The organism is Streptomyces sindenensis (genome assembly GCF_014649035.1).
In the GTDB taxonomy this organism is placed as follows: Bacteria; Actinomycetota; Actinomycetes; order Streptomycetales; family Streptomycetaceae; genus Streptomyces; species Streptomyces sindenensis.
Window position 1 is genome coordinate 55320 of the sequence record NZ_BMSG01000017.1, and the last position, 26006, is coordinate 81325.

Here is a 26006-nt window from a genome sequence, read left to right on the forward strand (position 1 = left end):
TCCTCTTGTTCCGGTGGTACTGCTCATGCCGCCTCCTGCAGCGGATGTCCTGGGGGGCGGCCGAGGTCGTGGAGGGCCGCGTCGGCGGCGGCTCCGCCGCTGCGCACGGCACCTTCCATCGTCGCGGGCCAGCCGGTGTCGGTCCAGGCCCCGGCCAGCTGGAGGCCGGGCAGCCGGGTGCGGGGGCCGGGGCGCAGCCGCCCGACGCCCGGGGCGGGCGCGAAGGTGGCGGTGCGCTCCCGGGTGACGAAGAAGTCGCGGATGCCCGCGCCGCGGGCGGCGGGCAGCAGCCGCTCCAGCTCGGGCAGGTAGCGGGAGCGCAGTTCGGCGACGGGGAGGTCGATCTCGGCCTGGGCGGCCGACTGCGAGACCGCCAGATACTGGCCGGGGCCCTTGAGGCCCGAGGAGTGGGTGCGGTCGAAGACCCACTGGACCGGGGAGCCGATCGCGGCGAAGAACGGCCGGCGCAGCACCTTGCGGTCGTAGACGACGTGCACGTTGAGGATGGGGGCGGATGCGATGTCGAGCAGCAGTTCCGGCTCGTCCAGCGCGCCGGCGGGCAGCAGGTCGTGGGTCTCGGTCTGCGGCACGGCCAGCACGACGGTGTCGGCGATGATCCGCTCCCCCGCGCGCTCGACGCTCCAGCGGCCGTCCTCGGTGCGGGCGAGGGAGCCGACCTTGGCGCGCAGTTCGGTGCGGACGCCCGCGGTGTCCAGGGCCTTGCGGGCAAGGGTGTCGTGCAGGTCGCCGAGCGGTACGGTCGCCCAGCCGATGTCGGCGGCGCCGGCATCGGAGAGCAGGCCGGTCTTGAAGACCTTCGCCGCGAGCGCCATGGAGGCGTCCGGGGCGGTGGCGTTCAGGGTGGCGACGCCGACGAGGTCCCAGAGCGCCTCGATGGCGCGCTCGGACTGGCCGTGCCGGCGCAGCCAGGTGGCGAAGTCGATCCGGTCCAGTTCGGGGTCGGCGGGGTCGAGGCGGCCGAGCGCCAGAGCGGCCCGGCCCACGGCCGCCTTCTCGGCGAGCGAGAGGTGCGGATAGGCGGCGAGGCCGCCCGCCAGGTGCAGCGGTACGGGCAGGGCGGTGCGGCGGATCCGTCCCAGGCGCGGCCCGGCGGCCCGGCCGACGTCCAGCACGGGCACGTCGAGGCGGTCCTGGAGCGGGGCCAGGTGGGTGGCGTCGATCCGGTCGAGGAACCAGCGGTAGCCGGTGCAGCAGCGCAGGTAGACGTGCTGGCCGTTGTCGACGGTGAGGTCGCCGCGCTGGAAGGAGAAGGCGAGACCGCCGAGGCGGGGCCGGCCTTCCAGGAGGGTCACGTCGAGTCCGGCGTCGGCGAGGCGGAGCGCCGCCGTGACCCCGGCGAGGCCGCCGCCGACGACCACGCCGACGGGGCGCGAAGTCTCGTCGCTCATGCCTGCCCCTCCCCCCGGGTCGTGGCTGTCGGCCGGGTCCTCACCCTGCAGATCGTCGCAGTCTGTGACGCGTCGGGCCACCGGAAGGTTGCCCCGGGGCCGGAGCCGCACGGCCGCATCAGGCTCGCCCCCTGGCGGTGAGCCGCGAGATGTGACGGGCGTCGAGACCGGACAGGCCGCGCACCGCGACGTAGGCCTTCTCGTGGCCGGGCAGGGAGACCCGGCCGCGCAGGACGGCCTCGGGGTCGCGCTCGATCCGGTCGAGGAGGCGGCGGTAGATCCCGGCCATCGCGGCGACGCAGGCGCCGCTGCGGCGGTCGAGCATCGGCAGCAGCCGGTAGCCCTCGGCGAACAGGGCGCGGGCGCGGCGGACCTCGAAGTGGACGAGGCCGGCGAAGTCGGACCCGGGGGGCGGGGTGGTGCGGTGGAAGCCGGCCGAGCAGCCGAATTTGGCCAGGTCGTCGGCGGGCAGGTAGGTGCGCCCGTTGCCCGCGTCCTCGCGGACGTCGCGCAGGATGTTGGTGAGCTGGAGGGCGAGGCCGAGGGTGTCGGCGTACTCCGCGGCGCGCTCGGCCCCGCGGGCGCCCGGCGCGGTGCCGAAGACGCCGAGGCTGAGGCGTCCGATGGCTCCGGCGACGCAGCGGCAGTAGGCCTTGAGGTCGTCCCAGGTCTCGTAGGTCGCCCCGCGTACGTCCATCAGGACGCCGTCGATCAGCTCGTCGAGGCCGCCGAGCGGGAGCGGGAAGCGGCGGGCGGCGTCGGCGAGCGCGACGGCCACCGGGTCGGTGTCGTCCTCCTCGACCTTGCCGTGCCGGACCCGGTCGAGCAGCTCGCGGGTGCTCTCCAGCCGGGTCCGCTTGGTCCCGGCGTCCAGCTCCCCGTCGCCGATGTCGTCGACCCGACGGGAGAAGGCGTACAGCGCCGACATGGCCTGCCGCTTCTCGTACGGCAGCAGCCTGATGCCGTAGGCGAAGTTACGGGCCTGCTGTCCGGTGACGGCTTCGCAGTAACTGTATGCGGCCTGCACCGGCGGCGACATGTACGTCGTCTGTCCCTCCACGGTCCGGCTCACCTCTCTCCACGCGCTCTTCGCAAGACGGTTCCCACTTCACGCAGCAGGCTGGGCTTGGTGGCCTTGGGCGGTCCGGGCAGGACGTCGAACCCGGCGGCCGAGATCGCCGTGAGCGCGCTGCGGCCGCCCCCGACGAATCCGGCGAGGAGCAGTTTCAGCCGGCCGTCGACGCTGCCCACCAGCGGGGGGCCCTCGTCCAGCAGGTCGCTCGCTCGCTGGGCCTCGTACGCGATCAGGGCGCGGACGGAGGCTCCGGCGGAGGGCGCGGCCAGGTCGGACTCGGTGACCCGGAAGCGCTCCATGTCCTCGGCGGGCAGATAGATCCGGTCGCGTTCCAGGTCCTCGGCGACGTCCTGGAGGTGCTCGACGATCTGGAGGGCGGTGCAGACCGCGTCGGAGCGGCGGACGCGTTCGGGGCTGGTGGTGCCGGTGAGGGCGAGGACCAGGCGGCCGACGGGGTTCGCGGAGAGCTCGCAGTAGGCGGCGAGCTCGGCGTAGGTGCCGTAGCGGCGGACCTTCTGGTCCTGGCGGTTCGCCTCGATCAGGCCGGTGAAGAGGTCGGGAGTCAGTGCGCGGCGGCGCACCGTGGGGCGCAGATCGCGCAGCAGGGGGTGGTGCGGCTCCTCGCCGGTGGTGGCGAAGACCCGGCGGAGGTCGGTCTCCAGCGCGTCGAGCATGGCGAGGCGGTCGTCGCTCTGCTCCGGCTCCAGGCCGAGGTGGCGGGCGTCCGCGCCGCCGGGGGCGAGATCGCCGTCGCCGATGTCGTCGACGAGCCGGGCGAATCCGTAGACCGCCATCAGGTCGCCGCGCCAGGCGCGGGGCAGGAAGAAGGGAGCCACGGGGAAGTTCTCGTCCGCGGCCTTGCCGAGGGTGGCGCCGCCGATGCGCGCCGTGGGGGTCGAGGTCACTGCGGACCGCCCGGCGCGGGGACGGCGAAACCACGTCGGAGCTGGAGATCTTCCGTCATTGCCGTCACATCTCCCGTTCTACACTGCTGACCCAAAACAACCCTTTTCGGACACGCCGCTCAGTCTTCCGAGTGCACTGCGGCAGAGCGTCGGTGCCGCGGCGTATCGCCCTACTTGCCATGAATCAGCACCGCTCCAGCTTACGTTGTACAGCTCACAGCGGATCGGCGGGGTGGAGCGCCCGCCGCCGCTTCCCGGCCGCACCTGTCAACCTTCCCCGGGCACGGCTGAATTGACGTCATCCGCCGGGAGGAGATCGGCCCTCGGCGCTACTGCGGAGGGCCTGCCCGGCAACGGGCACCGCACGGCCCCCGCCGGACCGGTCCGGCGGGGGCCACGGGATGGGCTCGGGGGGCTCGGGCTACTTGCCCGTCTCGCGCTCGTACGCCTTGAGGACTTCCTCGGTGGGACCGTCCATCAGCAGCTCGCCCTTCTCCAGCCACAGCGCGCGGTCGCAGGTGTCCCTGATCGACTTGTTGTTGTGGCTGACCAGGAAGACGGTCCCCGCCTCCTTGCGCAGCTCGCGGATCCGCTCCTCGGAGCGGATGCGGAACTTGCGGTCACCGGTGGCCAGCGCCTCGTCGATCATGAGGACGTCGTGGTTCTTGGCGGCGGCGATCGAGAACCGCAGGCGCGCCGCCATGCCGGAGGAGTACGTCCGCATCGGCAGGGTGATGAAGTCGCCCTTCTCGTTGATGCCGGAGAAGTCGACGATCTCCTGGTAGCGGGAGCGGATCTCGGCCTGGGTCATCCCCATGGCCAGACCGCCCAGCACCACGTTGCGCTCGCCGGTCAGGTCGCTCATCAGCGCCGCGTTCACGCCGAGCAGCGAGGGCTGGCCGTCGGTGTACACATGGCCGGATTCGGTCGGCAGCAGGCCGGCGATGGCCCGCAGCAGCGTCGACTTGCCGGATCCGTTGGTGCCGATGAGGCCGATGGCCTCGCCGCGGTAGGCGGTGAAGGAGACGCCGCGTACGGCGTGCACCTTCCGGACACCGCGCGGCTCGCCCTTGCCCCGCCGCAGCATCCGGCTCAGCGCGGCGGTGGCGCTGCCCCGGCCGCCGCCCGCGCCGTTGACCCGGTACACGATGTGCACGTCGTCGGCGATCACCGTGGGGATGCGCCCCTGCGCGTTGTCGTCAGCCACGGCCGTACCGCTCCTCCGCCTTCCAGAAGTACACGAATCCCACGACCCCCAGCAGCACCGCCCAGCCCAGGCCGGCGGCCCAGACGTGGTCCGGCAGGTTCTCGGAGCCGTAGCCGTCGATCATGGCGAAGCGGACCAGGTCCATGTAGATCGCCGCCGGGTTGTACTGGAGCACGTCCGCGATCCAGGCCGGCTTGTCCTTCAGCATCACCGGGATGGAGAACATGACGCCCGAGGCGTACATCCAGGTGCGCATCACGAACGGCATCAGCTGTGCGAGGTCGGGGGTCTTGGAGCCGAGCCGCGCCATGACGAGGGCCAGGCCGGTGTTGAAGACGAACTGGAGAAGGAGGGCGGGGATCACCAGGAGCCACGACAGCGAGGGGTAGCTGCCGAAGATGACGGTGACCGCGACCATCACGATCATCGAGAAGAGCAGCTGCTGGAGCTGCTGGAGCGAGAAGGAGATGGGGAGCGAGGCGCGGGGGAAGTGGAGCGCCCGGACCAGGCCGAGGTTGCCGGAGATCGACCGGACACCCGCCATCACCGAGCTCTGGGTGAAGGTGAAGACGAAGACGCCGGTGACGAGGAACGGCACGAAGACGTCGTGGGGGATCCCCTCCCTGGTCCCCAGGATCAGGCCGAAGATCAGGTAATAGACACAGGCGTTCAGCAGGGGCGTGACCACTTGCCACAGCTGGCCCAGTTTGGCCTGGCTGTACTGGGCGGTCAGCTTCGCCCGGGAGAAGGCCAGGATGAAGTGGCGCCGGCCCCAGAGCTGTCGCATGTACGCGAACAGCCCCGGTCGGGCACCGCTCACGGTCAGGCCGTACTTGGCGGCCAGCTGGGCCGCGTCGAGGCCCTCGTCGGCGGACGGCGGGGTCCCGAGGGCTACCCCACCGTCGTGGGTCGTGTCACTCACAAGTTGAGACTCTCGTCTTCACGCGCAGCCAGTCGCGGGCGCGGCTCAGGCGGACAGGTTCCGGAAAGAAAATACGCCTCATGCTCTCAGAGGTAAGCGTCTCAGATGACCGGAGGTCGGCCCAGCCTCGTCAGCCGCCACACCGTACGCCACTTCATCGGGCGCCGGATTCCGCACGGGGTCGTCCAGCCCTCCCGGAATCCGCCGAACCATGCCTTCAGCGCGGGCGGCGAGGGGCGCCTGACCAGGGTCAGCAGCAGCCAGACCCCGGTGTAGAGCGGTACCAGCGGGGCGGGGAGGTTCCGGCGGGCGAGCCAGACCCGGTTGCGGGCGACCATGCGGTGGTAGACCGCGTGCCGGGACGGGGCGGTGGTGGGGTGGTTCAGCACCATGTCGGCGCGGTAGTCGATCATCCAGCCCGCGTCCAGCGCCCGCCAGGCGAGGTCCGTCTCCTCGTGGGCGTAGAAGAAGTCCTCGGGCAGCGGGCCGACTTCGGCGATGACCTTGGTGCGTACGGCGTTGGCGCCGCCGAGGAACGTCGTCACCCGCGAGGAGCGCATCGGGTCGGCGGCGCGCAGCCGGGGCACGTGCCGCCGCTGGGTGACGCCGGTCTCCGGGTCGGCGATGCGGAAGGTGACGATGCCGAGCTTCGGGTCCGCCGCGAAGGCCTGCCGGCACAGCTCGGCGGTGTCCCGGTTCGGCAGCAGCCCGTCGTCGTCCAGGAAGAGCAGCGCGTCCACGTCCGCCCCGCAGGGGCCGAACGCCTCGATGCCGACGTTGCGGCCGCCGGGGATGCCCAGGTTCTCGGGCAGCTCCACCGTGCGCACCCCGGCGGGCACGTCGGGGACCGGGGCGCCGTTGCCGACGACCACGACCTCGATCCGGTCACCGTGCTGGGCGGTGACCGAATCGAGGAGGGCGCGCAGTTCGTCCGGGCGGTTGCCCATGGTGATGATCACCGCGCCCAGTTTCATGGGACGGGTCACTTCAGCCTGCTGGACGCCAGGACGGACACCAGGTGCAGCAGGGTCTGCAGCAGCGCGATGCCGGCCATGACCGCCACGGTCAGGCGGGTGTAGAAGAGGTCGCCCGCGATCGCGTCCACGACGGCCACCACGAGGATCACCAGGGACGCCTCGATGCCGAGGATCAGCCGGTGGAACTTGAGCGCGGCTGCGGCCTTGCGGGCCAGCGCCATCCCGGAGGAGCGCGGCTCGGAGGCCGCCTCCTTCACCGGCGGCAGCCCGCCCTGGTGACGGGCCACGCCCACCAGGTCCGTCTCGGCCTTGATCAGGATCGCGCCGAGCGCCGCGAGCGTCCCGAGGAACGCCCAGAGCCAGTCGATCCGGCCCTCGCCCCAGATGTCGGCGGCCCGCAGGCCGAGGCCCACCAGGACCGCCGCGTCGCACAGATAGGCGGCGACCCGGTCCAGGTAGACCCCACTGAGCGAGTACTGCTTCTTCCAGCGGGCCAGCTCGCCGTCCACGCAGTCGAAGAGCAGATAGAGCTGGACCATCACCACGCCGAGCACGGCGCCCCAGACGCCCGGCACCAGCAGCGCCGGGGCGGCCAGGGCTCCGGCCAGCGTCATGACGTACGTGACCTGGTTCGGCGTGACGCGGGTGTTCACCAGGTAGCGGTCCACGCGCAGCGAGACCTCGCGCATGTACATGCGCCCGGCCCAGTGCTCGCCGCTGCGCCGGTCCTTCACCCCCGGGGGGTGCACGACCGGACGGAGTTCAGCTACTGACGGTCGAGACATAGTCGGCGTACGCGTCCCTGATCTGGTCGGTGGACAGGTTGAGGTGCTCCAGGACCGTGAAGCGTCCCGGACGCGTCTGCGGCGCGTAGTCGACGGCCTTGACGAACTCGTCGACGCTGAACCCGATCTCCTCCGGCAGGACCGGCAGACCGTGGCGGCGCAGTATCGATGCCATCAGGAGGGACTCCTGGCGGGCACCGCGCAGATGCATGGCGAAGCAGGCGCCGAGGCCGACCTGTTCGCCATGGCTGGCCGCGCGCTGGGGGTAGAGCAGGTCGAAGGCGTGGTTGATCTCGTGGCAGGCGCCGGACGCCGGCCGCGAGTCGCCCGCGACCGACATCGAGATCCCGGTCAGCACGAGTCCCTCGGCCAGCACCTTCAGGAAGGCGTCGTCGCCGACGCCGCCCGGGTGGCGCAGCACGGCCTCGCCGGCCTGGCGGGCCATCGCGGCCGCGAGCCCGTCGATCTCCTCACCGTTGACCTCGTGGGCCAGCTCCCAGTCGGCGACGCAGGAGATGTTCGAGATCGCGTCGCCGATGCCGGAGCGGACGTAACGGGCGGGCGCCTCACGGATCACGTCGAGGTCGATGACCACGGCGATCGGGGTGGGGACCCCGTAGGAGCCGCGCCCGTTGTCGTTGTCCAGCGTGGCGACCGGCGAGCACAGGCCGTCGTGCGAGAGGTTCGTCGCGACGGCGACCATGGGCAGCCCGACCCGCGCCGCGGCGTACTTCGCCACGTCGATGATCTTGCCGCCGCCGAGGCCCACCACCGCGTCGTACCGGTTGCCCTTGATGCCGTCGGCGAGCTTCACCGCGGAGTCGATCGTGCCGTCGGAGACCGGGTACCAGTCGGCGCCGGGCAGGACCGGGGCGAGCCTCTCCTTCAGGGCGCGCCCGGAGCCGTCGCTGATCGCGATGGCGAGCTTGCCCGAGGAGGAGATCCGCTGATCGGCCAGGAGACCCGCCAGATCGTCCATGGCGCCGCGTCGGATGTCCACGACGACCGGGGACGGAATGAGCCGGGTCAGTACTGGCACGCGATCTCCCGGCCCTTCTTGAGGTCGTCGTGGTTGTCGATCTCGACCCAGGTCACGGTGCCGATGGGGGCCACGTCGACGGTGAAGCCGCGGTTCACGAGCTCCTGGTAGCCGTCCTCGTAGTAGAGGTCGGGGTCGCGCTCGAAGGTGGTCTTCAGCGCGTCCGCCAGCTCCTCGGCGGCCTCGGCCTCGATGAGGGTGACGCCGATGTACTCACCGGTGGCGGTGGCCGGGTCCATCAGCTTGGTGATCCGCCGGACGCCCTTGCCGTCCTCGGTGATGACCTTCATCTCCTCGTCGGCGAGCACCTTCTCGGTGTCCAGGGCGAGGATGATCTTCTGGCCCTTGCCGCGGGCGTCCAGGAGGGTCTTCTCGACGGAGACCGGGTGCACGGTGTCGCCGTTGGCGAGGATCACGCCGCGCTTGATGACGTCACGGGCGCACCACAGGGAGTAGGCGTTGTTCCACTCCTCGGCCTTGTCGTTGTCGATCAGCGTGAGGCTGAGGCCGTAGGTGGCCTCCAGCTCGGCCTTGCGGGCGTAGACGGCCTCCTTGCGGTAGCCGACGACGATCGCGACCTCGGTGAGCCCGACCTCGGCGAAGTTGGCCAGCGTGAGGTCGAGGACCGTCTTGTCGCCGTCGACAGGGACGAGCGCCTTGGGGAGCGTGTCCGTGTAGGGGCGCAGACGTCGTCCTGCACCGGCTGCCAGTACGAGGCCGATCATGCGAGTTCTCCTTCGTCGTGTACGGCGGGCGCCGAGGAGGACACCCAGAAGCGGATGGACTCCACGAGCACCACCAGAGCCACGGCGACCGCGAGCGCGGTCAGGGCCGTGGTGAAACCTGAGGCGTGGGTGAGTACGGCGGCGAGGACGGCCACCAGCGCGGTACGGCCCTCGTGTCCACCGATCGTCCGCACCAGCCACTGGGGCGGTGCGCCGGTGCCTCCGCGAATGCGGTACACCGTGTCGTAGTGATGGTAGGCGACGGCCGACACCAGCCCGAAGGCCGCCGGAACGGCGTGCGGGACGTCGCTGCGGGCCGCCAGCACGAGGATCGTGACGTACTCCGCGGCCCGGAAGAACGGCGGCACCAGCCAGTCGAGCGCACCCTTGAGCGGGCGGGCGACGGCGAGGCCGGAGAGGACCACGTACACCGCCGCCGCGGCGACCGTGAGCGGGCTGCCGTACGGGAGGAAGAGGGCCCCGCCGATCATGACGAGCGTCCCGAGCAGGGCGACGGCCGGAGCCGTGAACGCGCCCCGGAGTCCGGGGGCGACGGCGGCCACGCCCTGGGCGAGGGGCCCGGAGTCGGCGAGGTCCGCGAGGGCCTGCGCGGCGCGGTCGGTACGGCTGGCCCGGCGGGTGAGCGAGCGCAGCAGGCGGCCCGCGGTGGTGTAGCAGGCGGCCAGGGAGCAGCCGACGAGCAGGGCGTAGAAGACGATGCGCGGGGTGGTGAGCGCGGTGAGGACCGCGATCATGGCCCAGCGCTCGCCGATCGGCAGCACGATCATCCGGCGCGCCCAGACCGTCCAGCCGACGCTGTCGAGCTTGTCGGACAGGGCGGCGGTGGGGCTGGTGTTGGCGACCGCGTCGTGGTTGGCCTCGTTGAACGAGAAGTCCACGACATGGCGGCAGGCCTGGAGGACCATCGCGCCGAGCGCCAGGACCCAGACGTCATCACCGCCGCGTACGGCGCCGATGGCGAGCCCGGCGTAGTACGCGTACTCCTTGGCCCGGTCGAAGGTGGCGTCCAGCCAGGCGCCCATCGTGGAGTACTGGAGCGAGTAGCGGGCGAGCTGCCCGTCGGTGCAGTCCAGCACGAAGGAGACCAGCAGCAGGATCCCGGCGGCGATGTAGCCGCCCCGGGTTCCGGTGGCCGCCGCGCCCGCCGCGACGAGCGCGGTGATCAGGGACGCGGTGGTGACCTGGTTCGGGGTGAGGCCCCGACGGGCGCACCAGCGGGCGATGTAGCGCGAGTACGGGCTGATGGCGAAGGTCGTGAAGAAGCCGTCGTGGGCCTTGACCGCGCTGCGCAGCCGGACCGCCTCGTCGTCGACCGCGTCGCGGGCGCTCTCGGCGGTCGCTCGCGACGCGGCGTCGGTGGGGACGGCGGCGGTGAGCGATCCCAGCTCGGGGCGCTTGACGGCGGTGCCCTCGGCCTCCAGCGCCACGGCGATCCGGCCGGGGACGGTGCGGTCCTCGGGCGCCGGATCGGTGTCGGGGGCGACGACGGGGGCGCCCGCGCCGACGGCCGCCGTGGTGCGCCGGAGCGCGCGCAGCAGGGCGCCGCGCGCCTCGGGCTGGGCGGTGAGGGCACCGGGCACGGTGGCGGCGGCGAAGCGCGGGTCGGTCAGTCCGAGCCGCAGCGCGTGGACGTGGCCGACGAAACGCGGATCGACGAGGGCGACCCGGCGGCCGGCCGGGACGGCGGCGAGGAGGGTCGCGGCGTCACCGGCGTCGGCGGCGGTCTGCACGTCGAAGCCCAGGGACCGCAGATCGTCCGCGAGCGACGACCCGGGTACCGGCGTACCGGTGAGGATGGCGGTCGACAGACGAACTCACTCCTTGGCACTGACGTGGACGGCACGCGGCGGCACGGCCACATGGCGGGCCGGCGGCGTGTCGGCTGAGGCTATCGGATGAACGGAAGCCCGATTTCACCACCCGTTTGTGCGCCGTTCGGGTGGACGTGCGCGGTCGGGCGCCGTTCGCGATCATCATCATCGATCGGGGGCCCGGCCCACAAACCGCGGAGGCGGGCGGCGGGAGCGCTGCGCTTAGGCTGGCGGTCATGACATGGCTGATCACAGGCGGGGCGGGTTACATCGGGGCACACGTGGCGCGGGCCATGGTCGCGGCGGGCGAGCGGGTCGTGGTGCTCGACGACCGCTCCAGCGGCGTCGTCGACCGGTTGCCGGACGCCGTCACGCTGGTGGAGGGGTCCGCCTCCGACCGGGCGCTGCTGGACCGGGTGCTGGCCGATCACGCGGTGAGCGGTGTGGTGCACCTCGCGGCGAAGAAGCAGGTCGGCGAGTCCGTGGAGAAGCCGCTGCTGTACTACCGGGAGAACGTCGCGGGACTGGCCGTCCTGCTGGAGGCCGTGGTCGCGGCGGGGGTGCGCCGCTTCCTCTTCTCGTCCTCGGCGGCCGTGTACGGCGTACCGGACGTGGACCTCATCACGGAGGAGACGCCCTGCCTCCCCATCAACCCGTACGGCGAGACGAAGCTCACCGGGGAGTGGCTGGTGCGGGCCACCGGCAAGGCGCACGGGCTCTCGACCGCCTGCCTGCGGTACTTCAACGTGGCGGGCGCGGCCGCGCCGGAACTGGCGGACACCGGGGTCTTCAACATCGTGCCGATGATGTTCGAGCGGCTGACGCGCGGCGAGGCCCCGCGGATCTTCGGCGACGACTACCCGACGCCGGACGGCACCTGCATCCGCGACTACATCCACGTCGCCGATCTGGCGGAGGCGCACCTCGCGGTCGCGCGGCGGCTGGACGAGACGGGCGCGGGCGACCTGACGCTGAACGTCGGCCGGGGCGAGGGCGTCTCGGTGCGGGAGCTGGCAAACGTGATCGGCGAGGTGACCGGAAGCGGTCTGAAGCCGGTCGTCGAGCCGCGCCGGGCCGGTGACGCGCCGAAGGCGGTGGCGTCGGCCGCGCGGATCACCGGGGAGCTGGGCTGGGCGGCCCGGCGAGGTGTGCGCGAGATGGTCGAGTCGGCCTGGGAGGGCTGGTGCCTGCACCACCCCGAGGCCCGTCCTTGATCGGTTCCAGGTGGCTTCCTCGATCGTGTCCATGCTCTGACCTGCGAAGCGTTTCCGCAGGTCAGAGGAGATGACAACGGTGTTCAGTCCCGTGTTGCCCGATACCCCCCACCCGTAGTTCACTGGGCCTGGCCGGGGCGGTTGGGCCCCGGACGACCTACGGACCTGGAGGCGTTTCCCATGGGGGCTGGCCACGATCACGGGCATGCGCACGGCGGGCCGCCTCCGACGGGAACGGCCGCCGCCGCGTACCGGGGAAGGCTCCGGGTCGCCCTGGCGATCACCCTGAGCGTGATGGTCATGGAGATCGTCGGCGGGGTGCTCTCCGACTCGCTCGCGCTGATCGCGGACGCCGCCCATATGGCCACCGACGCCCTGGGCCTCGGGATGGCGCTGCTCGCCATCCACTTCGCCAACCGCCCGGCCGCACCGAACCGCACCTTCGGCTTCGCCCGCGCGGAGATCCTGGCCGCGCTCGCCAACTGTCTGCTGCTGCTGGGGGTCGGCGCCTATCTGATCTACGAGGCGGTGGAGCGGTTCATCACCCCGGCCGAGACGAAGGGCGGGCTGGCCATCGCGTTCGCCGCGGTCGGTCTGGTGGCCAATATCGTCTCCCTCTCGCTGCTGATGCGCGGGCAGAAGGAGAGCCTCAATGTGCGGGGCGCCTATCTGGAGGTGATGGCGGACACCCTGGGCTCGATCGCCGTGATCGTCTCGGCGGGGATCATCATGGCGACCGGCTGGCAGGCCGCCGACCCGATCGCCTCGCTGGTGATCGGCCTGATGATCGTCCCCCGGACGGTGAAGCTGCTGCGGGAGACCCTGAACGTGCTGCTGGAGGCCGCGCCCAAGGGGGTCGACATGGCGGAGGTACGGGCCCACATCACGGCGCTGCCCGGGGTGCTGGACGTCCATGACCTGCACGCCTGGACGATCACCTCGGGGATGCCGGTGCTCTCCGCCCATGTGGTGGTGCGCCAGGAGATGCTCGACTCGATAGGGCACGAGAAGGTGCTGCACGAGTTGCAGGGCTGCCTCGGGGACCACTTCGACGTGGAGCACTGCACCTTCCAGCTGGAGCCGAGCGGTCACGCGCAGCACGAGGCGCGTCTCTGCCACTGAGCCGTGGGGCCGGGGTGCGGCGCGCCCACGGGCCGGACATGCCCGGCCCCGGAGTGATGACAAGCGGCTTTTGTACGGCAGACTTGACCGGACTCCAGGGGCCCGGCGCACGAGGCCGGGGACCAAAGCGAAGGATGGGTATGCCGACCACACCAGCCACCGCGACGCACAGCTCGTCGAACGGCACCGCCGAACCGATCATGCTCGAACTGGTCGACGAGAACGGCACCACCATCGGCACCGCGGAGAAGCTGGCGGCCCACCAGGCCCCCGGGCAGCTGCACCGTGCGTTCTCCGTGTTCCTCTTCGACGAGCAGGGGCGGCTGCTGCTCCAGCGCCGGGCGCTCGGCAAGTACCACTCGCCCGGCGTCTGGTCGAACACCTGCTGCGGGCACCCCTACCCGGACGAGTCGCCGTTCGCGGCCGCCGCCCGGCGTACGTACGAGGAGCTGGGCATCTCGCCGTCGCTGATGGCCGAGGCGGGCACCGTGCGCTACAACCACCCGGACCCGGCGTCGGGCCTGGTGGAGCAGGAGTTCAATCACCTGTTCGTGGGAATGGCGCAGGAGGCACTGAAGCCGGACCCGGAGGAGGTCGGCGAGACCGCCTTCGTGACGGCGGCCGAGTTGGAGAAGCGGCACGCCGAGGGGCCGTTCTCCGCGTGGTTCATGACCGTGCTGGACGCGGCGCGGCCGGCGATCCGTGAGCTGACGGGGCCCTCGGCCGGCTGGTGACTCTTCGCCCGGTCGCCTACGGGGGCGGCCGGGCCGTCGCGCACGGGGGCCGTCGCCTGCGGAAGAGGCGGCAGCGGGGGTCCGCTGCGTGGGGTTCCGATGCGTGGGGGTTCCGCTGCGTTCGGGGCGGTCAGAGCTGCGTCTTCAACGGCAGCGCCGCCCAGATGATCTTCCCGCCGCTCGCCGTGTGCTCGACGTCGCAGGTGCCGCCCGCCTCCGCGGTGATCACCTTGACCAGCAGCAGCCCCCGGCCGCCGGTCTGCGCGTAGTCCGTCTCCAGGGCGGTGGGGCGGTAGGGGTGGTTGTCCTCGACCGAGACTCTGACCCAGTCGGCGGCGATCGCCACCTCGACGGCCAGCTCGGGCGAGAGGAGCGCCGCGTGCTTGACGGCGTTGGTGACCAGCTCCGAGACGATCAGCAGCAGCCCCTGGAGGACATCGTCCTCGACCGGCACGCCCTGCCGGCCGAGGAGATCGCGTACGGCGTGCCGGGCGCTGGGCACGGACGCCTCCACGGCGGGGGCGGTGAAGCGCCACACCCCCTCGTACGACACGGGATCGGCAGGGGCACTCCCGAGGCTCTCCATCGTCCGGCACCAGCTCTCACTCGCACTGCACTGACCGTCGAGTAAAGAGTGTTGGGAATGGCTTGGTCAGGACCGTGCCACTGATCGGAAGTAGCCAGGTATCGGCGCTATTCGACCAAACCTGTGGATCGTTGGCGACCTAGTGACTACTTCTGCTCGTCTTCCGGTGGCGTGATCCGCTTGTCCGCGGCCGGGACCGTTTCATCGAGCCGCTCCGAGACCATGCTGACAATACGTCGGCCGCCGATGCCGATGGCGATCAGGCCCAGCCCGTCGAACAGCAGGGCCAGCGAGAAGAAGCAGCCGAGCACGTACAGGCTGCTGTGCGGCCAGTCGAACAGCACCAGCAGGCCCAGGAGCAGGCCGAAGGCTCCCTGCAACAGCGTCCACCCCATCTGCGGGCCGCGCACCACGACGCTGCCGACGAGCCGGAAGACCCCGCCGGTCAGGAAGAGCAGAGCGGCGAACATGGTCAGCGCCTCGGCCGTGCCCTCGGGGTGCTTGATGACGACGACGCCCGCCGCGATGTTGAGGGCCGCGACCACCACGCCCAGCCAGAAGTAGCTCGTGCCGCGCGACTCGATCGCGTGCAGCAGCCCGACCAGACCGCCGACGAGCAGCAGCCAGCCGAAGAGCAGCATCGAGGTGAGGGTGGCCACGCCGGTGTAGACGAGCCCGATGATGCCCGCGATCACCAGCAGGGTGCCGAGCAGCGCCAGCCAGCCGAAACTGCGGCTCAGCTTCCTGCCCTCGGTGGTGGGTTCGTTCATCGACAGCTCCTCACGGTGCGTGCCCGTCTCGCGACCCCTTCTTGATCATAGGTTCGAACCGTGGGGATAGCATCCGGCGCATGGACCGTACGGAACCTCGGCTGATCACGTCCGTCGAACGCGGTATCGCCACCGTCGTGATCGCGAACCCCGCCAAGCGCAACGCGATGACCACCGCGATGTGGCGGAGCCTGCCGGAGCTGCTGGAGCGGCTGGCGGCCGATCCGGCGGTGCGGGTGCTGGTGCTGACCGGGGCCGGTGACACCTTCTGCGCCGGGGCCGACATCGCGGCGCTGCGGGAGAGCGCGGACGGCTCCCCGGGGCTGACCTCCGGGGTGACGGTGGAGGCCGAGGAGGCGCTCGCCGCGTTTCCCCGGCCGACGCTGGCGGCGGTGCGCGGCTACTGCGTGGGCGGCGGCAGCCAGCTCGCGACCGCCTGCGATCTGCGGTTCGCGGAGGAGGGTGCCTCCTTCGGGGTCACCCCGGCCAACCTGGGCATCGTCTACTCGGCGTCCTCGACCCGGCGGCTGGTCGCCCTCGTCGGCCCGGGCACGGCCAAGCATCTGCTGTTCTCCGGCGAGCTGATCGGCACGGAGCGGGCGCTGCGCACCGGCCTGGTCGACGAGGTGCTCCCGCCCGGCGGTTTGGACAAGCGGGTCGAGGAGTACGTACGCCTGCTGGCGTCCCGGTCGCAGCTGACCCAGGCCGCGGCGAAGGAGTTCGCCGCGGGCCGGACGGACCGGGACGCCCACTGGGCCGCTGAGGCGCGGGGCAGTACGGACACGGCGGAGGGCGTCGCGGCCTTCCTGGAGCGGCGCGCGCCGCGGTTCACCTACACCACGGGCCCTACCGGGTGAGTCGGTGCGCCGCGGGCCCTACCGGGTGAGTCGGTGCGCCGCGGGCCCTACCGGGTGAGTCGGTGCGCCGCGGGCCCTACCGGGTGAGTCGGTGCGCCGTGGGCCCTACCGGGTGATGTGGCGGCTTTTGGACCGCCACTCCTCGACGAGGACGGCCGGGGCCTTCCGCGGCGAGCCGGAGTCGTAGGGCGGCTGGGGGTCGTACTCCGTGAGCAGCTGCACCGAGCGCGCCACGTCGTCGCCCGCGATCCGGCCCAGCAGGGTCAGCCCCATGTCGATGCCGGAGGAGACCCCGGCGGCGGTGACGTACTTGCCGTCGAGCACGACCCGCTCCCCGGTGGGCTCGACGCCGAACTCCTTCAGCACCTCCAGCGCCAGCCAGTGCGAGGTGGCCCGCCGCCCCTTCAGGAGTCCGGCCGCCGCCAGCAGCAGCGATCCGGTGCAGACCGAGGTGGTCCAGGTGGTGGTGGCGTCGACCGTGCGCAGCCAGCCGAGCAGGGCCTCGTTCTCCATCTGGCCGCTCTGGCCGGGGCCGCCGGGCACGATCACCAGATCGGGCGACGGCACTTCGGCGAGCGTCTTCTCCGCGACGAGCGCGAGGCTTCCGCTGTCGTTGCGGACGGGTCCGGTGCGTTCGGCGACGAAGACGGTCTCGGCGCCGGGGGCACGGCTGAGGATCTCGTAGGGGCCCACCGCGTCCAGGGCGGTGAAACGGTCGAAGAGCAGGATGGCGATCTGCACGGGAACTGCCTCTCGGTTCGGACGGACAGACTGAATGGCTGGATGGATGGATGGCTGGCTGGCTGGCTGGGCAACTGACCGGCGGTACGTCTCGGATGTCAGGTGCCGGCCGCTGGTGTACGGAAGCGGCGGCGGTATTCGGCCGGCGCCGTCGCGAGGGTCTTCACGAAGGCCCGGCGCATGGCCTCCGGAGTGCCGTAGCCACTGGCGCGGGCGATCCGCTCGACGCCGTCGCCGGTGTCCTCCAGGAGCCGGCGGGCGTGCTCCAGACGGACACGTTCGACGTACCGCCCCGGGGTCGTGCCGGTCTCCTCCCGGAACGCCCGGGCGAAGTGCCGGGGCGAGAGCCGGGCACGGGCCGCGAGCGCGTCGACCCCGAGGTCGGCGTCCGGGTGCTGGGTGATCCAGTGCTGGACCTCGCGCAGCGGTTCGCGCCGGGCGGTCTGGGCGCTGAGCTGCGCGCTGAACTGGGCCTGGTTGCCGGGGCGGCGCAGGAACACCACGAGATGGCGGGCGATGGTCAGGGCGAGGTCCCGCCCGTGGTCCTCCTCGACGAGTGCGAGGGCGAGGTCGATGCCCGCGGTGACGCCCGCCGAGGTGGCCAGCCGCCCGTCCCGTACGAAGATCGGCTCCGGGTCGACCCGGACGGCCGGGTGATCACGGGCGAGCCGGTCGCAGTGGTTCCAGTGGGTCGTGACCCGGTGCCCGTCCAGCAGGCCCGCCCCGGCCAGCAGCAGCGCCCCGGTGCACACGGAGACCAGCCGCTCCGCGCGTGGCGCGTGCTCCCGCAGCCAGCCGGTCAGCTCCGGACAGGAACCCCGGGTGCCGTGCCCGCCGGGCACCAGCAGCGTGTGCGGAGCGGGCGCGTCCGCCAGGCTGCTGTCGGGCACCAGGGTGAGGCCGCTGGTCGACCGGACGGGGCCGCCGTCGAGCGAGGCGGTCCGCAGGTCGTAGGAGACACCGGGCGCCCGGGAGGCGCCCGCGAAGACCTCCATCGGCCCACTCACGTCGAGACTCTGAACGCCGTCGAAGAGGACGACCAGGACGGTTCGCTGCTTCACGTCTGCCATCCTGGGCGGCGGGCGGCGATGGCCGCAATGACGCATACCCCTCCTTTCCTGCCATCGGGCTGCCGTCGGCCCGGTTCGGAGAACACCGGTGCTCCCCCGGGGTTCCACGTCGTACCGACCAGTCGGTAACGTGCCCGTATGAGTACTCTCCCGGCCCGCGCGGAGCGCCGCTGCCACAACGCCGTCAACCCGCTGCACTCCTGCCTCTTCTTCTCCCCCGACCTGGGCGCGGAGATGGCGAAGATCGGCATCGAGGACCCCTCCGCCGCCTACTTCGCGACCCGTGCCGCCGCGTTCGGCGCCGTGGGCGCGGGCACCGTCAGCGCCACCTTCTACAACTTCAACCCCGTGCTCGTGGCCCGCCATGTCCCGGCCGTCTGGGAGACCGCCTCCCCCGAGGCGGTTCTCGGAGCCCGGCTGCGGGCGGCGGACTCCACGCTGCGGCGGCTGCTCGGCGAGGAGATCATCGCCTCCGACGCGATGGCGGAGGCGGCCCGGCTCGCATCGCGCGCAACCGAGGCCTGCACCCCGCACGCCCGCCCGCTGTACGCCGCGCACGCGGACCTGCCGGTGCCCGAGGAGCCGCACCTGGCGTTCTGGCACGCGGCGACCCTGCTCCGCGAGCACCGGGGCGACGCGCATCTCGCCGCCCTGCTCGCGGCCGGTCTCGACCCGCTGGAGTCGCTCGTCAGCCACACCGCCACCGGGAAGGGCATGGCGATCCGCTGGATCCTGTCCTCCCGGGGCTGGCGCCGCACGGACTGGGAGGCCGCGGCCGACCGGCTGCGCGAGCGCGGGCTGCTGGAGACGGGCGACGAACTGGCACTGACCGAGGCCGGTACCGCGCTGCGGGCCGAGGTGGAGGAGGCGACGGACCGCATGGACATCGCGCCGTACGAACATCTGGGCGCGGACGGCGTGGAGCGGCTCACGGAACTCGCCCGGGGCTTCCTCTTCACCGCCGCGGCGGCAGGGGCGTTCCCGGCTTCGGCGACCGGCCGGGGCTGAGCCGGCAAGGGCCCCGGCACGGCTCGGGAGCCCCGCGCACCTCGGCGGGGCTCCCGGGCGTGTTGCCCGAGGTCACGCGACACGGCCCCCGGCCACGCGGCACAATGCAGGCCCGGGGGATGCCCCCGGCAAGCAGATACGTGCTCATCGCGACCCGAGCACGGCCAGCACAGCCAGTACGAGAAGGCGAGTCGGGAAAACCGTGACGACGTCCATCGAAGGCAGGATCGCCGAGGAGCTCGGCGTACGTGAGCGACAGGTCAGGGCGGCCGTCGAGCTGCTCGACAGCGGATCGACCGTGCCGTTCATCGCGCGCTACCGCAAGGAGGCGACCGAATCCCTCGACGATGCGCAACTGCGCACGCTGGAGGAGCGCCTGCGCTATCTGCGGGAGCTGGAGGAGCGGCGTACGGCGATCCTCGATTCCGTCCGCGAACAGGGCAAGCTCGACGCGGCGTTGGAGGCGAGCATCCGGGCAGCCGAGACCAAGGCGCGCCTGGAGGACATCTACCTGCCGTTCAAGCCCAAGCGGCGCACCAAGGCGCAGATCGCCCGGGAGGCGGGGCTCGAACCGCTGGCGGACGGCCTGCTCGGGGACCCGTCGGTCGATCCGCTCGCCGCTGCCGCCGCGTTCGTGGACGGCGACAAGGGTGTGGCGGACGCGGCTGCCGCCCTGGAGGGCGCACGCGCGATCCTCACCGAACGGTTCTCCGAGGACGCCGACCTGACCGGCGAGCTGCGTGAGCGGATGTGGACGCGCGGCCGGCTGGCGGCCAAGGTGCGTCAGGGCCAGGAGGAGGCGGGCGCGAAGTTCGCCGACTACTTCGACTTCGCGGAGCCGTTCACCGCCCTGCCCTCGCACCGGGTGCTCGCGATGCTGCGCGGCGAGAAGGAGAACGTGCTCGATCTGGTTCTGGAGCCGGAGGAACCGGAGGCCGCCGAACGGCCGGGCCCGTCCGCGTACGAGAACATGATCGCCCGCCGCTTCGACATCGCCGACCGGGGCCGGCCGGGCGACAAGTGGCTGGCGGACACCGTCCGGTGGGCCTGGCGGACCCGGATCCAGGTGCACCTGGGCATCGACCTGCGGCTGAGGCTGCGTACGGCGGCGGAGGACGAAGCGGTCCGGGTCTTCGCCTCGAACCTGCGTGATCTGCTGCTGGCCGCCCCGGCCGGGACGCGGGCCACGCTGGGCCTGGACCCCGGCTTCCGTACGGGGGTGAAGGTCGCGGTCGTCGACGCCACCGGCAAGGTGGTGGCCACCGATGTGATCCACCCGCACGTCCCCGCCAACAAGTGGGACCAGGCGCTGGCGAAGCTCGCGCGTCTCGCGAAGGAGCACGCGGTCGACCTGATCGCGATCGGCAATGGCACCGCGTCCCGCGAGACGGACAAGCTCGCGGGTGAACTGATCGACAAGCACCCGGAGTTGAAGCTCACCAAGGTGATGGTCTCGGAGGCGGGCGCCTCGGTGTACTCCGCCTCCGCCTTCGCCTCGCAGGAACTGCCCGACATGGACGTGTCGCTGCGCGGCGCGGTGTCCATCGCGCGGCGGCTCCAGGACCCGCTGGCCGAGCTGGTGAAGATCGACCCGAAGTCGATCGGTGTCGGCCAGTACCAGCACGACCTCTCCGAGGTGAAGCTCTCGCGGTCCCTGGACGCGGTCGTCGAGGACTGCGTGAACGGCGTCGGCGTGGACGTCAACACCGCCTCCGCTCCCCTGCTTTCACGAGTCTCCGGGATCAGCTCGGGGCTCGCCGAGAACATCGTGGCGCACCGGGACGCCAACGGCCCCTTCCGTTCCCGCAAGGCGCTCAAGGACGTGGCGCGGCTCGGCCCGAAGGCGTACGAGCAGTGCGCGGGCTTCCTGCGGATCCGGGGCGGCGACGACCCGTTGGACGGCTCCAGCGTGCACCCGGAGGCGTACCCCGTGGTGCGGCGGATGGGGAAGACGGCCGGCGGCGAGGTCGCCTCGCTGATCGGCAACACGGACGCCCTGCGGGCGCTGCGCGCGGCGGACTTCGTGGACGACATGTTCGGGCTGCCGACCGTGACGGACATCCTCAAGGAGCTGGAGAAGCCGGGGCGCGACCCGCGGCCCGCTTTCCGTACGGCGACCTTCAAGGAGGGCGTCGAGAAGCTCGGCGACCTGGAGCCGGGCATGGTGCTGGAGGGCGTCGTGACGAACGTGGCCGCGTTCGGCGCGTTCGTCGACATCGGTGTCCACCAGGACGGTCTGGTGCACGTCTCGGCGCTGTCGAAGACGTTCGTGAAGGACCCGCGCGACGTGGTGAAGCCCGGGGACATCGTGAAGGTCAAGGTCATGGACGTCGACGTGGAGCGCAAGCGGATCTCGCTGACGCTGCGCCTCGACGACGAGCCCGGCGCGGGCGGCGGGCAGCAGGGCCGCGGCGAGCGGGGCGGCCGTCCCCCGAAGCAGCGCCAGGGGCAGGGCTCCGGTGGCGGCCAGGGCCGTCAGGGCGGCCGGGACCGGCGCGGTGGCGGCGGGTCGCAGCGGGGCGGCCAGGGCGCTCCGGCTCCGGCGAACAGCGCCATGGCGGACGCGCTGCGGCGGGCCGGGCTGGCCGATCCGAAGCAGGGCGGCGGCGGCCGGGGGCGCTGAGCCGGTTTTCCCCGGGGAGGCCGGGCCGCCGGGTGCGGCCCGGCCTCCCTCCTCACTCCCTCGCGGGTTACGGGGGTTGAGCGCGGGCCGCGTTCAACCCCCGCAACCGCGCTCAGACTTCCTTGATCTGCCCGTCCGCCACTTCGATGCGGCGGGTCGTGCGGACCGCCTCCAGCATCCGGCGGTCGTGCGTGACCAGCAGCAGGGTGCCCGTGTACGTCTCCAGGGCCGCCTCCAGCTGCTCGATGGCGGGCAGGTCGAGGTGGTTCGTCGGCTCGTCGAGCACCAGGAGGTTCACCCCCCGGCCCTGGAGCAGGGCGAGGGCCGCGCGGGTGCGCTCGCCCGGGGAGAGACTGGTGGCCGGGCGCGTCACGTGGTCGGCGCGCAGCCCGAACTTGGCGAGCAGGGTACGGACTTCGGCCGGCTCGGTGTCCGGCACGGCCGCGCAGAACGCGTCCAGCAGCGACTGCGCCCCGAGGAACAGCTTGCGAGCCTGGTCCACTTCACCGACGACGACGCCCGAACCGAGCACGGCGTGGCCGGAGTCCAGCGGCAGCCGCTCCAGCAGGGCGGCCAGCAGCGTGGACTTGCCCGCGCCGTTGGCCCCGGTGATGGCGACCCGGTCCGCCCAGTCGATCTGGAGCGAGGCGGGGCCGAAGGTGAAGTCGCCGCGCGCGACGCGTGCTTCGCGCAGGGTGGCGACGACGGATCCGGAGCGAGGGGCGGAGGCGATCTCCATCCGCAGCTCCCACTCCTTGCGGGGCTCCTCCACGACATCGAGGCGTTCGATCATGCGCTGGGTCTGGCGGGCCTTGGCGGCCTGCTTCTCACTGGCCTCGCTGCGGGCGTTGCGGCCGAGCTTGTCGCCGTCGGTGGCCTTGCGGCGGGCGTTCTTGACGCCCTTGTCCATCCAGGAACGCTGCATATGGCCGCGGGCTTCGAGGGATGCCTTCTTGTCGGCGTACTCCTCGTAGTCCTCGCGAGCGTGCCGGCGGGCGGTCTCGCGCTCCTCCAGATAGGCCGCGTAGCCCCCGCCGTACAGGTTGATCTGCTGCTGGGCGAGGTCCAGCTCCAACACCTTGGTGACCGTACGCATCAGGAACTCGCGGTCGTGGCTGATGACGACGGTGCCCGCGCGCAGGCCGGACACGAAACGCTCCAGCCGCTCCAGGCCGTCCAGGTCGAGGTCGTTGGTGGGCTCGTCGAGCAGGAAGACGTCGTAGCGGGAGAGGAGGAGCGAGGCGAGTCCGGCGCGGGCCGCCTGTCCGCCGGAGAGCGCGGTCATGGGCCGGTCGAGCCCCACGGTCAGGCCCAGCTCGGCGGCGACCTGCTCGGCCCGCTCCTCCAGGTCCGCGCCGCCGAGGGCGAGCCAGCGCTCCAGGGCGTCGGAGTACGCGTCGTCCGCGCCCGGGACTCCGGCGACCAGGGCCTCCGTCGCCTCGTCCATGGTGCGCTGGGCGTCGGCGACGCCGGTGCGGCGGGCCAGGAAGGCGGCCACGGTCTCGCCGTCGCGGCGCTCGGGCTCCTGCGGGAGATGGCCGACGGTGGCGGTGGGCGGGGAGAGCCGCAGCTCGCCCTCCTCCGGGCGGTCGAGCCCGGCGAGCAGGCGGAGCAGGGAGGATTTGCCCGCCCCGTTGACTCCGACGAGACCGATCACGTCACCGGGGGCGACGACGAGGTCGAGCCCGGCGAAGAGCGTGCGGTCGCCGTGTCCGGCGGCGAGGTCCTTGGCGACGAGAGTGGCAGTCATCAGGGGGCCGATCCTAGCCGCCGGTGCGCGATGCCCCGGCCGGGCGCTGCCACGGTGGCCGATGCCCACGGCGGCCCCGCCCGACCGCCCGGCGGGAGGCCAGGCGCCCGAACGCCGGGGCCCGGGGCCCGGGAGCGGGGCCCGGCGGGGTGCGTCCCACCGGGCCCGGGAGCGGGACGGTCAGCTGAAGCCGTCGAGCGTGATCAGCGCCTCCTGCGGGTCGCCGTCGTGGACGAGCGACTCATGGGCGCCCACGTCGTCGAAGGCGAAGCCGTACGCCTTGCCGTCCACCATCTGCGCGTGGATGAGGCGTGAGTAGTGGTTGGTCACGGAGTCCTTGTAGAAGTTCGCCGCGTTGTTGTCGGGCTGGTTCGCGCTGGTCAGCAGCGTGGAGCGGTTGAAGCCCGCGCACAGGGTGCGGGAGATCGGGCCGCGCACCTGGTCATTGGGCGCGTCCAGGTGCTTGTAGCAGCCGAAGACGCTGTCCGAGTCCGGCTTCTGGAACGAGGTCACGACGGCACCCGCGCCGTTGGTGAAGTTCATGACGTTGCCGGAGACCCGGCCGTAGTACTTGGTGTTCGGCTCGTGCGCGAACGGCGTCACCGTCAGTACGGAGCCGCTGTAGCGGCTCCACACCCGGTCGATGTAGTCGTTCATGATCCCGGACGGCAGGGCGCCGCTCCCTACGCCGTGCCCCGGGGACAGGGCGCGCAGCACCGTTCCGTCGGGCCGGGTCTGGATGAGGCCGGACCAGCCGCCGGACTGGTTCCTGAGGTTGTTGAGCACCGCGTTGTAGCCGCCCTGCTTGAGCTTGCCGGTGCTCTTGACGGACCCGCCCGGAGCCTTGACGCCGACGGAGTAGGGGGCGGAGAACATGTCGACCTGGGTGCTGTTGATCCACAGGCCCGCGTCGTTGAGCGTGTACTCGGTCCAGTTGAAGAGGATGTTCCGGTTCGGGTCGCTCGGGTTCTGGACGGCGGGCTGGACCAGACCGCCGGTGGTGACCTTGAAGACGAGCTTCTGACCGTACGAGAAGTAGACGCGTCCGGAGAACTTCGGCATCCGGATCGTCACCGACTGCCCGTTCCGCGGACCGGCGATCGACGCGTCCGGGGCCGGGGTGGGCGGGTTGCCGCCGGCCGGCCAGGGGTGGAAGGTCCCGTTCGCGTCCGCCCAGCCCTGGCGGCCGGTGGAGAGCTCCGTTCCGAGGTTGTAGACGTAGATCCGGTCGGCGCGTCCCGAGTCGTTCTTGATGGTCAGCGGGATGGTGGCGGGGACAGCCGCCTCGGCCGGCGGCTGGCCGATGCCGGTGGTCAGACCGAGGGCGAGGGCCAGCGTGGCGGTCAGCGCGCCGAGGCTTCTCCTTGCAGCGGGCATGCTCGTTCTCCTCATTCGGGCGGATGCGTGGGCGGAACGCGGGGGGACATCACGGCACTTCACCTGAGCATGAGAGCGCTCTCAGAATCCTGCCGGGGATGACTGCTGTCAACGAGCCCGTCTCGACTTGTTGAACCCGACCGGTGAACCTGCGGGGCCCCGCGCCCCGCCGCGCGGTCTGCGTCCCGCCCTCCGGTCCGGGATTCCGGTTGCTCTGGCCGCGGGATTCCGGTTTCGGTTAGCGTCCGGGCAGCGGCGGGCGAGGGTTGAGACCGAGGGATGGGAGTGGCCGTGGTGGCGGATGTGATCGTGGTGGGCGGCGGGGTCGTCGGGCTCACCACCGCCGTGACGCTGGCGGAGCGCGGACTGCGGGTGCGGGTCTGGTCACGCGATCCGGCCGGGGCCACCACGTCGGCGGTGGCCGGGGCCCTGTGGTGGCCCTACCGGATCGAACCGGCCGCGCGGGTGGGCGACTGGTCGCTGGAGACGCTGGCGGTGTACGAGGAGCTGGCCGGCGCCTCGGAGGAGACCGGCGTACGGCGGGTGGCGGGGCTGCACGGCGGGGAGCGGTTCGCGGCACTGGGCGCGTGGGCGGCCGGGCTGAAGGACGCCGTGGAGGTGCCCGAGGGACTGCGGGTCACGTTGCCGCTGCTGGACATGCCCGTGCATCTGGAGTGGCTGGAGCGACGGCTCGTGGCGGCGGGCGGTGCGGTGGAGCGCCGGGCGGTGGCGGGGTTCGCCGAGGCGGCGGCGGTGAGCCCGGTGGTGGTGAACTGCACGGGGCTCGGGGCGCGTGAGCTGGTGCCCGACGCGAGAGTGCGGCCGGTGCGGGGGCAGCTGGTGGCGGTGGAGAACCCGGGGATCGAGGAGTGGTACACGGAGGCGGATCCGGCGTCGGCCGCGACGACGTACTTCTTCCCGCAGCCGGGACGGCTGGTGCTGGGCGGTACGGCGGAGGCGGACGATCCGCGCACGGAGCCCGATCCGGACACGGCCCGGGAGATCGTGGCGCGGTGCGCGCGGATCCGGCCGGAGATCGCCGGCGCCCGGGTGCTCGACCACCGGGTGGGGCTGCGCCCGGCGCGGGAGGCGGGAGTGCGGATCGAGCCGGAGTCCCTGCCGGGCGGCGGCCTGCTGGTGCACAACTACGGGCACGGTGGCGCGGGCGTGACGGTGGCCTGGGGCTGCGCACGCGCGGCGGCGGCGCTGGTGGGATGACGGGAGAAGGGACACGCCCCGGAGCCCGCGACCGGGTTCGGTCGCGGGCTCCGGGGCGTT

General features: G+C 72.1%; 23 protein-coding genes. 7 read left to right on the forward strand and 16 right to left on the reverse strand.

The genetic code is table 11. The features are described 5' to 3' along the window. Window positions 1-23: 23 nt before the first annotated feature. From hpnE to IE145_RS19450, 10 genes are all read right to left on the reverse strand, one after another. On the reverse strand, window positions 24-1409 hold the full coding sequence (gene hpnE, locus IE145_RS19405; RefSeq protein WP_189526561.1) for a hydroxysqualene dehydroxylase HpnE: 1386 nt from the start codon (window positions 1407-1409) through the stop codon (window positions 24-26). Between the two features lie 118 nt (window positions 1410-1527). Beyond that, window positions 1528-2448 carry a presqualene diphosphate synthase HpnD gene (hpnD, locus tag IE145_RS19410; RefSeq protein ID WP_189526710.1) on the reverse strand — a complete coding sequence of 307 codons (921 nt, stop codon included), beginning with the start codon at window positions 2446-2448 and terminating at the stop codon, window positions 1528-1530. Window positions 2449-2477: 29 nt separating this feature from the next. Next, window positions 2478-3389 carry a squalene synthase HpnC gene (gene hpnC, locus IE145_RS19415; RefSeq protein WP_189526563.1) on the reverse strand — a complete coding sequence of 304 codons (912 nt, stop codon included), beginning with the start codon at window positions 3387-3389 and terminating at the stop codon, window positions 2478-2480. A gap of 421 nt (window positions 3390-3810) precedes the next feature. Further along, the gene (locus IE145_RS19420; protein WP_006128931.1) at window positions 3811-4596 is read right to left on the reverse strand and encodes an ABC transporter ATP-binding protein; all 786 of its coding nucleotides are present in this window, start codon (window positions 4594-4596) and stop codon (window positions 3811-3813) included. Next, window positions 4589-5518, reverse strand: coding sequence for an ABC transporter permease (locus IE145_RS19425; RefSeq protein WP_006128930.1), 930 nt, complete (start codon window positions 5516-5518; stop codon window positions 4589-4591). Before IE145_RS19425 ends, IE145_RS19420 begins: the two co-directional genes overlap by 8 nt. A 101-nt stretch (window positions 5519-5619) precedes the next feature. Next, a complete protein-coding gene (locus IE145_RS19430) occupies window positions 5620-6492 on the reverse strand; it encodes a glycosyltransferase family 2 protein (RefSeq protein ID WP_189526712.1) in 873 nt (290 codons plus the stop codon). Window positions 6493-6500: 8 nt separating this feature from the next. Beyond that, the gene (locus tag IE145_RS19435; protein ID WP_079133974.1) at window positions 6501-7280 is read right to left on the reverse strand and encodes a CDP-alcohol phosphatidyltransferase family protein; all 780 of its coding nucleotides are present in this window, start codon (window positions 7278-7280) and stop codon (window positions 6501-6503) included. Continuing rightward, window positions 7258-8319, reverse strand: a complete 1062-nt coding sequence (locus IE145_RS19440) for an iron-containing alcohol dehydrogenase family protein (RefSeq protein WP_189526566.1) — start codon at window positions 8317-8319, stop codon at window positions 7258-7260. Before IE145_RS19440 ends, IE145_RS19435 begins: the two co-directional genes overlap by 23 nt. Beyond that, window positions 8307-9044 (reverse strand): phosphocholine cytidylyltransferase family protein, encoded by a 738-nt coding sequence (locus IE145_RS19445; RefSeq protein ID WP_097877273.1) that lies wholly within the window; start codon window positions 9042-9044, stop codon window positions 8307-8309. Before IE145_RS19445 ends, IE145_RS19440 begins: the two co-directional genes overlap by 13 nt. Continuing rightward, entirely contained in the window at window positions 9041-10795 is a 1755-nt protein-coding gene (locus IE145_RS19450; RefSeq protein ID WP_189526567.1) for a DUF5941 domain-containing protein, read from the reverse strand. Before IE145_RS19450 ends, IE145_RS19445 begins: the two co-directional genes overlap by 4 nt. 317 nt (window positions 10796-11112) lie before the next feature. On the opposite strand from IE145_RS19450, the gene galE reads away from it, so the two are divergent. From galE to idi, 3 genes are all read left to right on the forward strand, one after another. Further along, window positions 11113-12090 carry a UDP-glucose 4-epimerase GalE gene (gene galE, locus IE145_RS19455; protein ID WP_189526569.1) on the forward strand — a complete coding sequence of 326 codons (978 nt, stop codon included), beginning with the start codon at window positions 11113-11115 and terminating at the stop codon, window positions 12088-12090. Window positions 12091-12270: 180 nt separating this feature from the next. After that, on the forward strand, window positions 12271-13212 hold the full coding sequence (locus IE145_RS19460; protein WP_189526571.1) for a cation diffusion facilitator family transporter: 942 nt from the start codon (window positions 12271-12273) through the stop codon (window positions 13210-13212). 140 nt (window positions 13213-13352) lie between these two features. Further along, window positions 13353-13946, forward strand: coding sequence for an isopentenyl-diphosphate Delta-isomerase (idi, locus tag IE145_RS19465; RefSeq protein WP_189526574.1), 594 nt, complete (start codon window positions 13353-13355; stop codon window positions 13944-13946). Between the two features lie 130 nt (window positions 13947-14076). Here idi and IE145_RS19470 read toward each other — a convergent pair whose 3' ends face one another. Further along, window positions 14077-14532, reverse strand: a complete 456-nt coding sequence (locus IE145_RS19470) for an ATP-binding protein (protein WP_189526576.1) — start codon at window positions 14530-14532, stop codon at window positions 14077-14079. Window positions 14533-14678: 146 nt separating this feature from the next. Next, window positions 14679-15302 carry an HdeD family acid-resistance protein gene (locus tag IE145_RS19475; protein WP_189526578.1) on the reverse strand — a complete coding sequence of 208 codons (624 nt, stop codon included), beginning with the start codon at window positions 15300-15302 and terminating at the stop codon, window positions 14679-14681. Window positions 15303-15382: 80 nt separating this feature from the next. On the opposite strand from IE145_RS19475, the gene IE145_RS19480 reads away from it, so the two are divergent. Next, entirely contained in the window at window positions 15383-16159 is a 777-nt protein-coding gene (locus tag IE145_RS19480; protein ID WP_189526580.1) for an enoyl-CoA hydratase/isomerase family protein, read from the forward strand. Window positions 16160-16264: 105 nt separating this feature from the next. On the opposite strand, the gene IE145_RS19485 is transcribed toward IE145_RS19480, so the two are convergent. Both IE145_RS19485 and IE145_RS19490 read right to left on the reverse strand, forming a co-directional pair. Next, window positions 16265-16900, reverse strand: a complete 636-nt coding sequence (locus tag IE145_RS19485; RefSeq protein WP_189526582.1) for a DJ-1/PfpI family protein — start codon at window positions 16898-16900, stop codon at window positions 16265-16267. Window positions 16901-16998: 98 nt separating this feature from the next. Further along, window positions 16999-17961 (reverse strand): GlxA family transcriptional regulator, encoded by a 963-nt coding sequence (locus IE145_RS19490; protein ID WP_444545679.1) that lies wholly within the window; start codon window positions 17959-17961, stop codon window positions 16999-17001. Window positions 17962-18108: 147 nt separating this feature from the next. Between IE145_RS19490 and IE145_RS19495 the strand changes: the two genes are divergently transcribed. Both IE145_RS19495 and IE145_RS19500 read left to right on the forward strand, forming a co-directional pair. Then, window positions 18109-18978 carry an SCO6745 family protein gene (locus IE145_RS19495; RefSeq protein WP_189526586.1) on the forward strand — a complete coding sequence of 290 codons (870 nt, stop codon included), beginning with the start codon at window positions 18109-18111 and terminating at the stop codon, window positions 18976-18978. Window positions 18979-19180: 202 nt separating this feature from the next. Continuing rightward, complete coding sequence (locus tag IE145_RS19500) at window positions 19181-21601, forward strand: Tex family protein (RefSeq protein WP_189526588.1); 2421 nt, start codon at window positions 19181-19183, stop codon at window positions 21599-21601. A gap of 112 nt (window positions 21602-21713) precedes the next feature. Here the strand turns inward: IE145_RS19500 and IE145_RS19505 are convergent, their stop codons facing one another. Next, the gene (locus IE145_RS19505) at window positions 21714-23351 is read right to left on the reverse strand and encodes an ABC-F family ATP-binding cassette domain-containing protein (RefSeq protein WP_189526590.1); all 1638 of its coding nucleotides are present in this window, start codon (window positions 23349-23351) and stop codon (window positions 21714-21716) included. Between the two features lie 180 nt (window positions 23352-23531). Next, window positions 23532-24728, reverse strand: a complete 1197-nt coding sequence (locus IE145_RS19510) for a glycoside hydrolase family 64 protein (RefSeq protein ID WP_189526592.1) — start codon at window positions 24726-24728, stop codon at window positions 23532-23534. A 285-nt stretch (window positions 24729-25013) separates the two neighbouring features. Between IE145_RS19510 and IE145_RS19515 the strand changes: the two genes are divergently transcribed. Then, entirely contained in the window at window positions 25014-25946 is a 933-nt protein-coding gene (locus IE145_RS19515) for an FAD-dependent oxidoreductase (protein ID WP_189526714.1), read from the forward strand. Window positions 25947-26006: the final 60 nt, after the last annotated feature.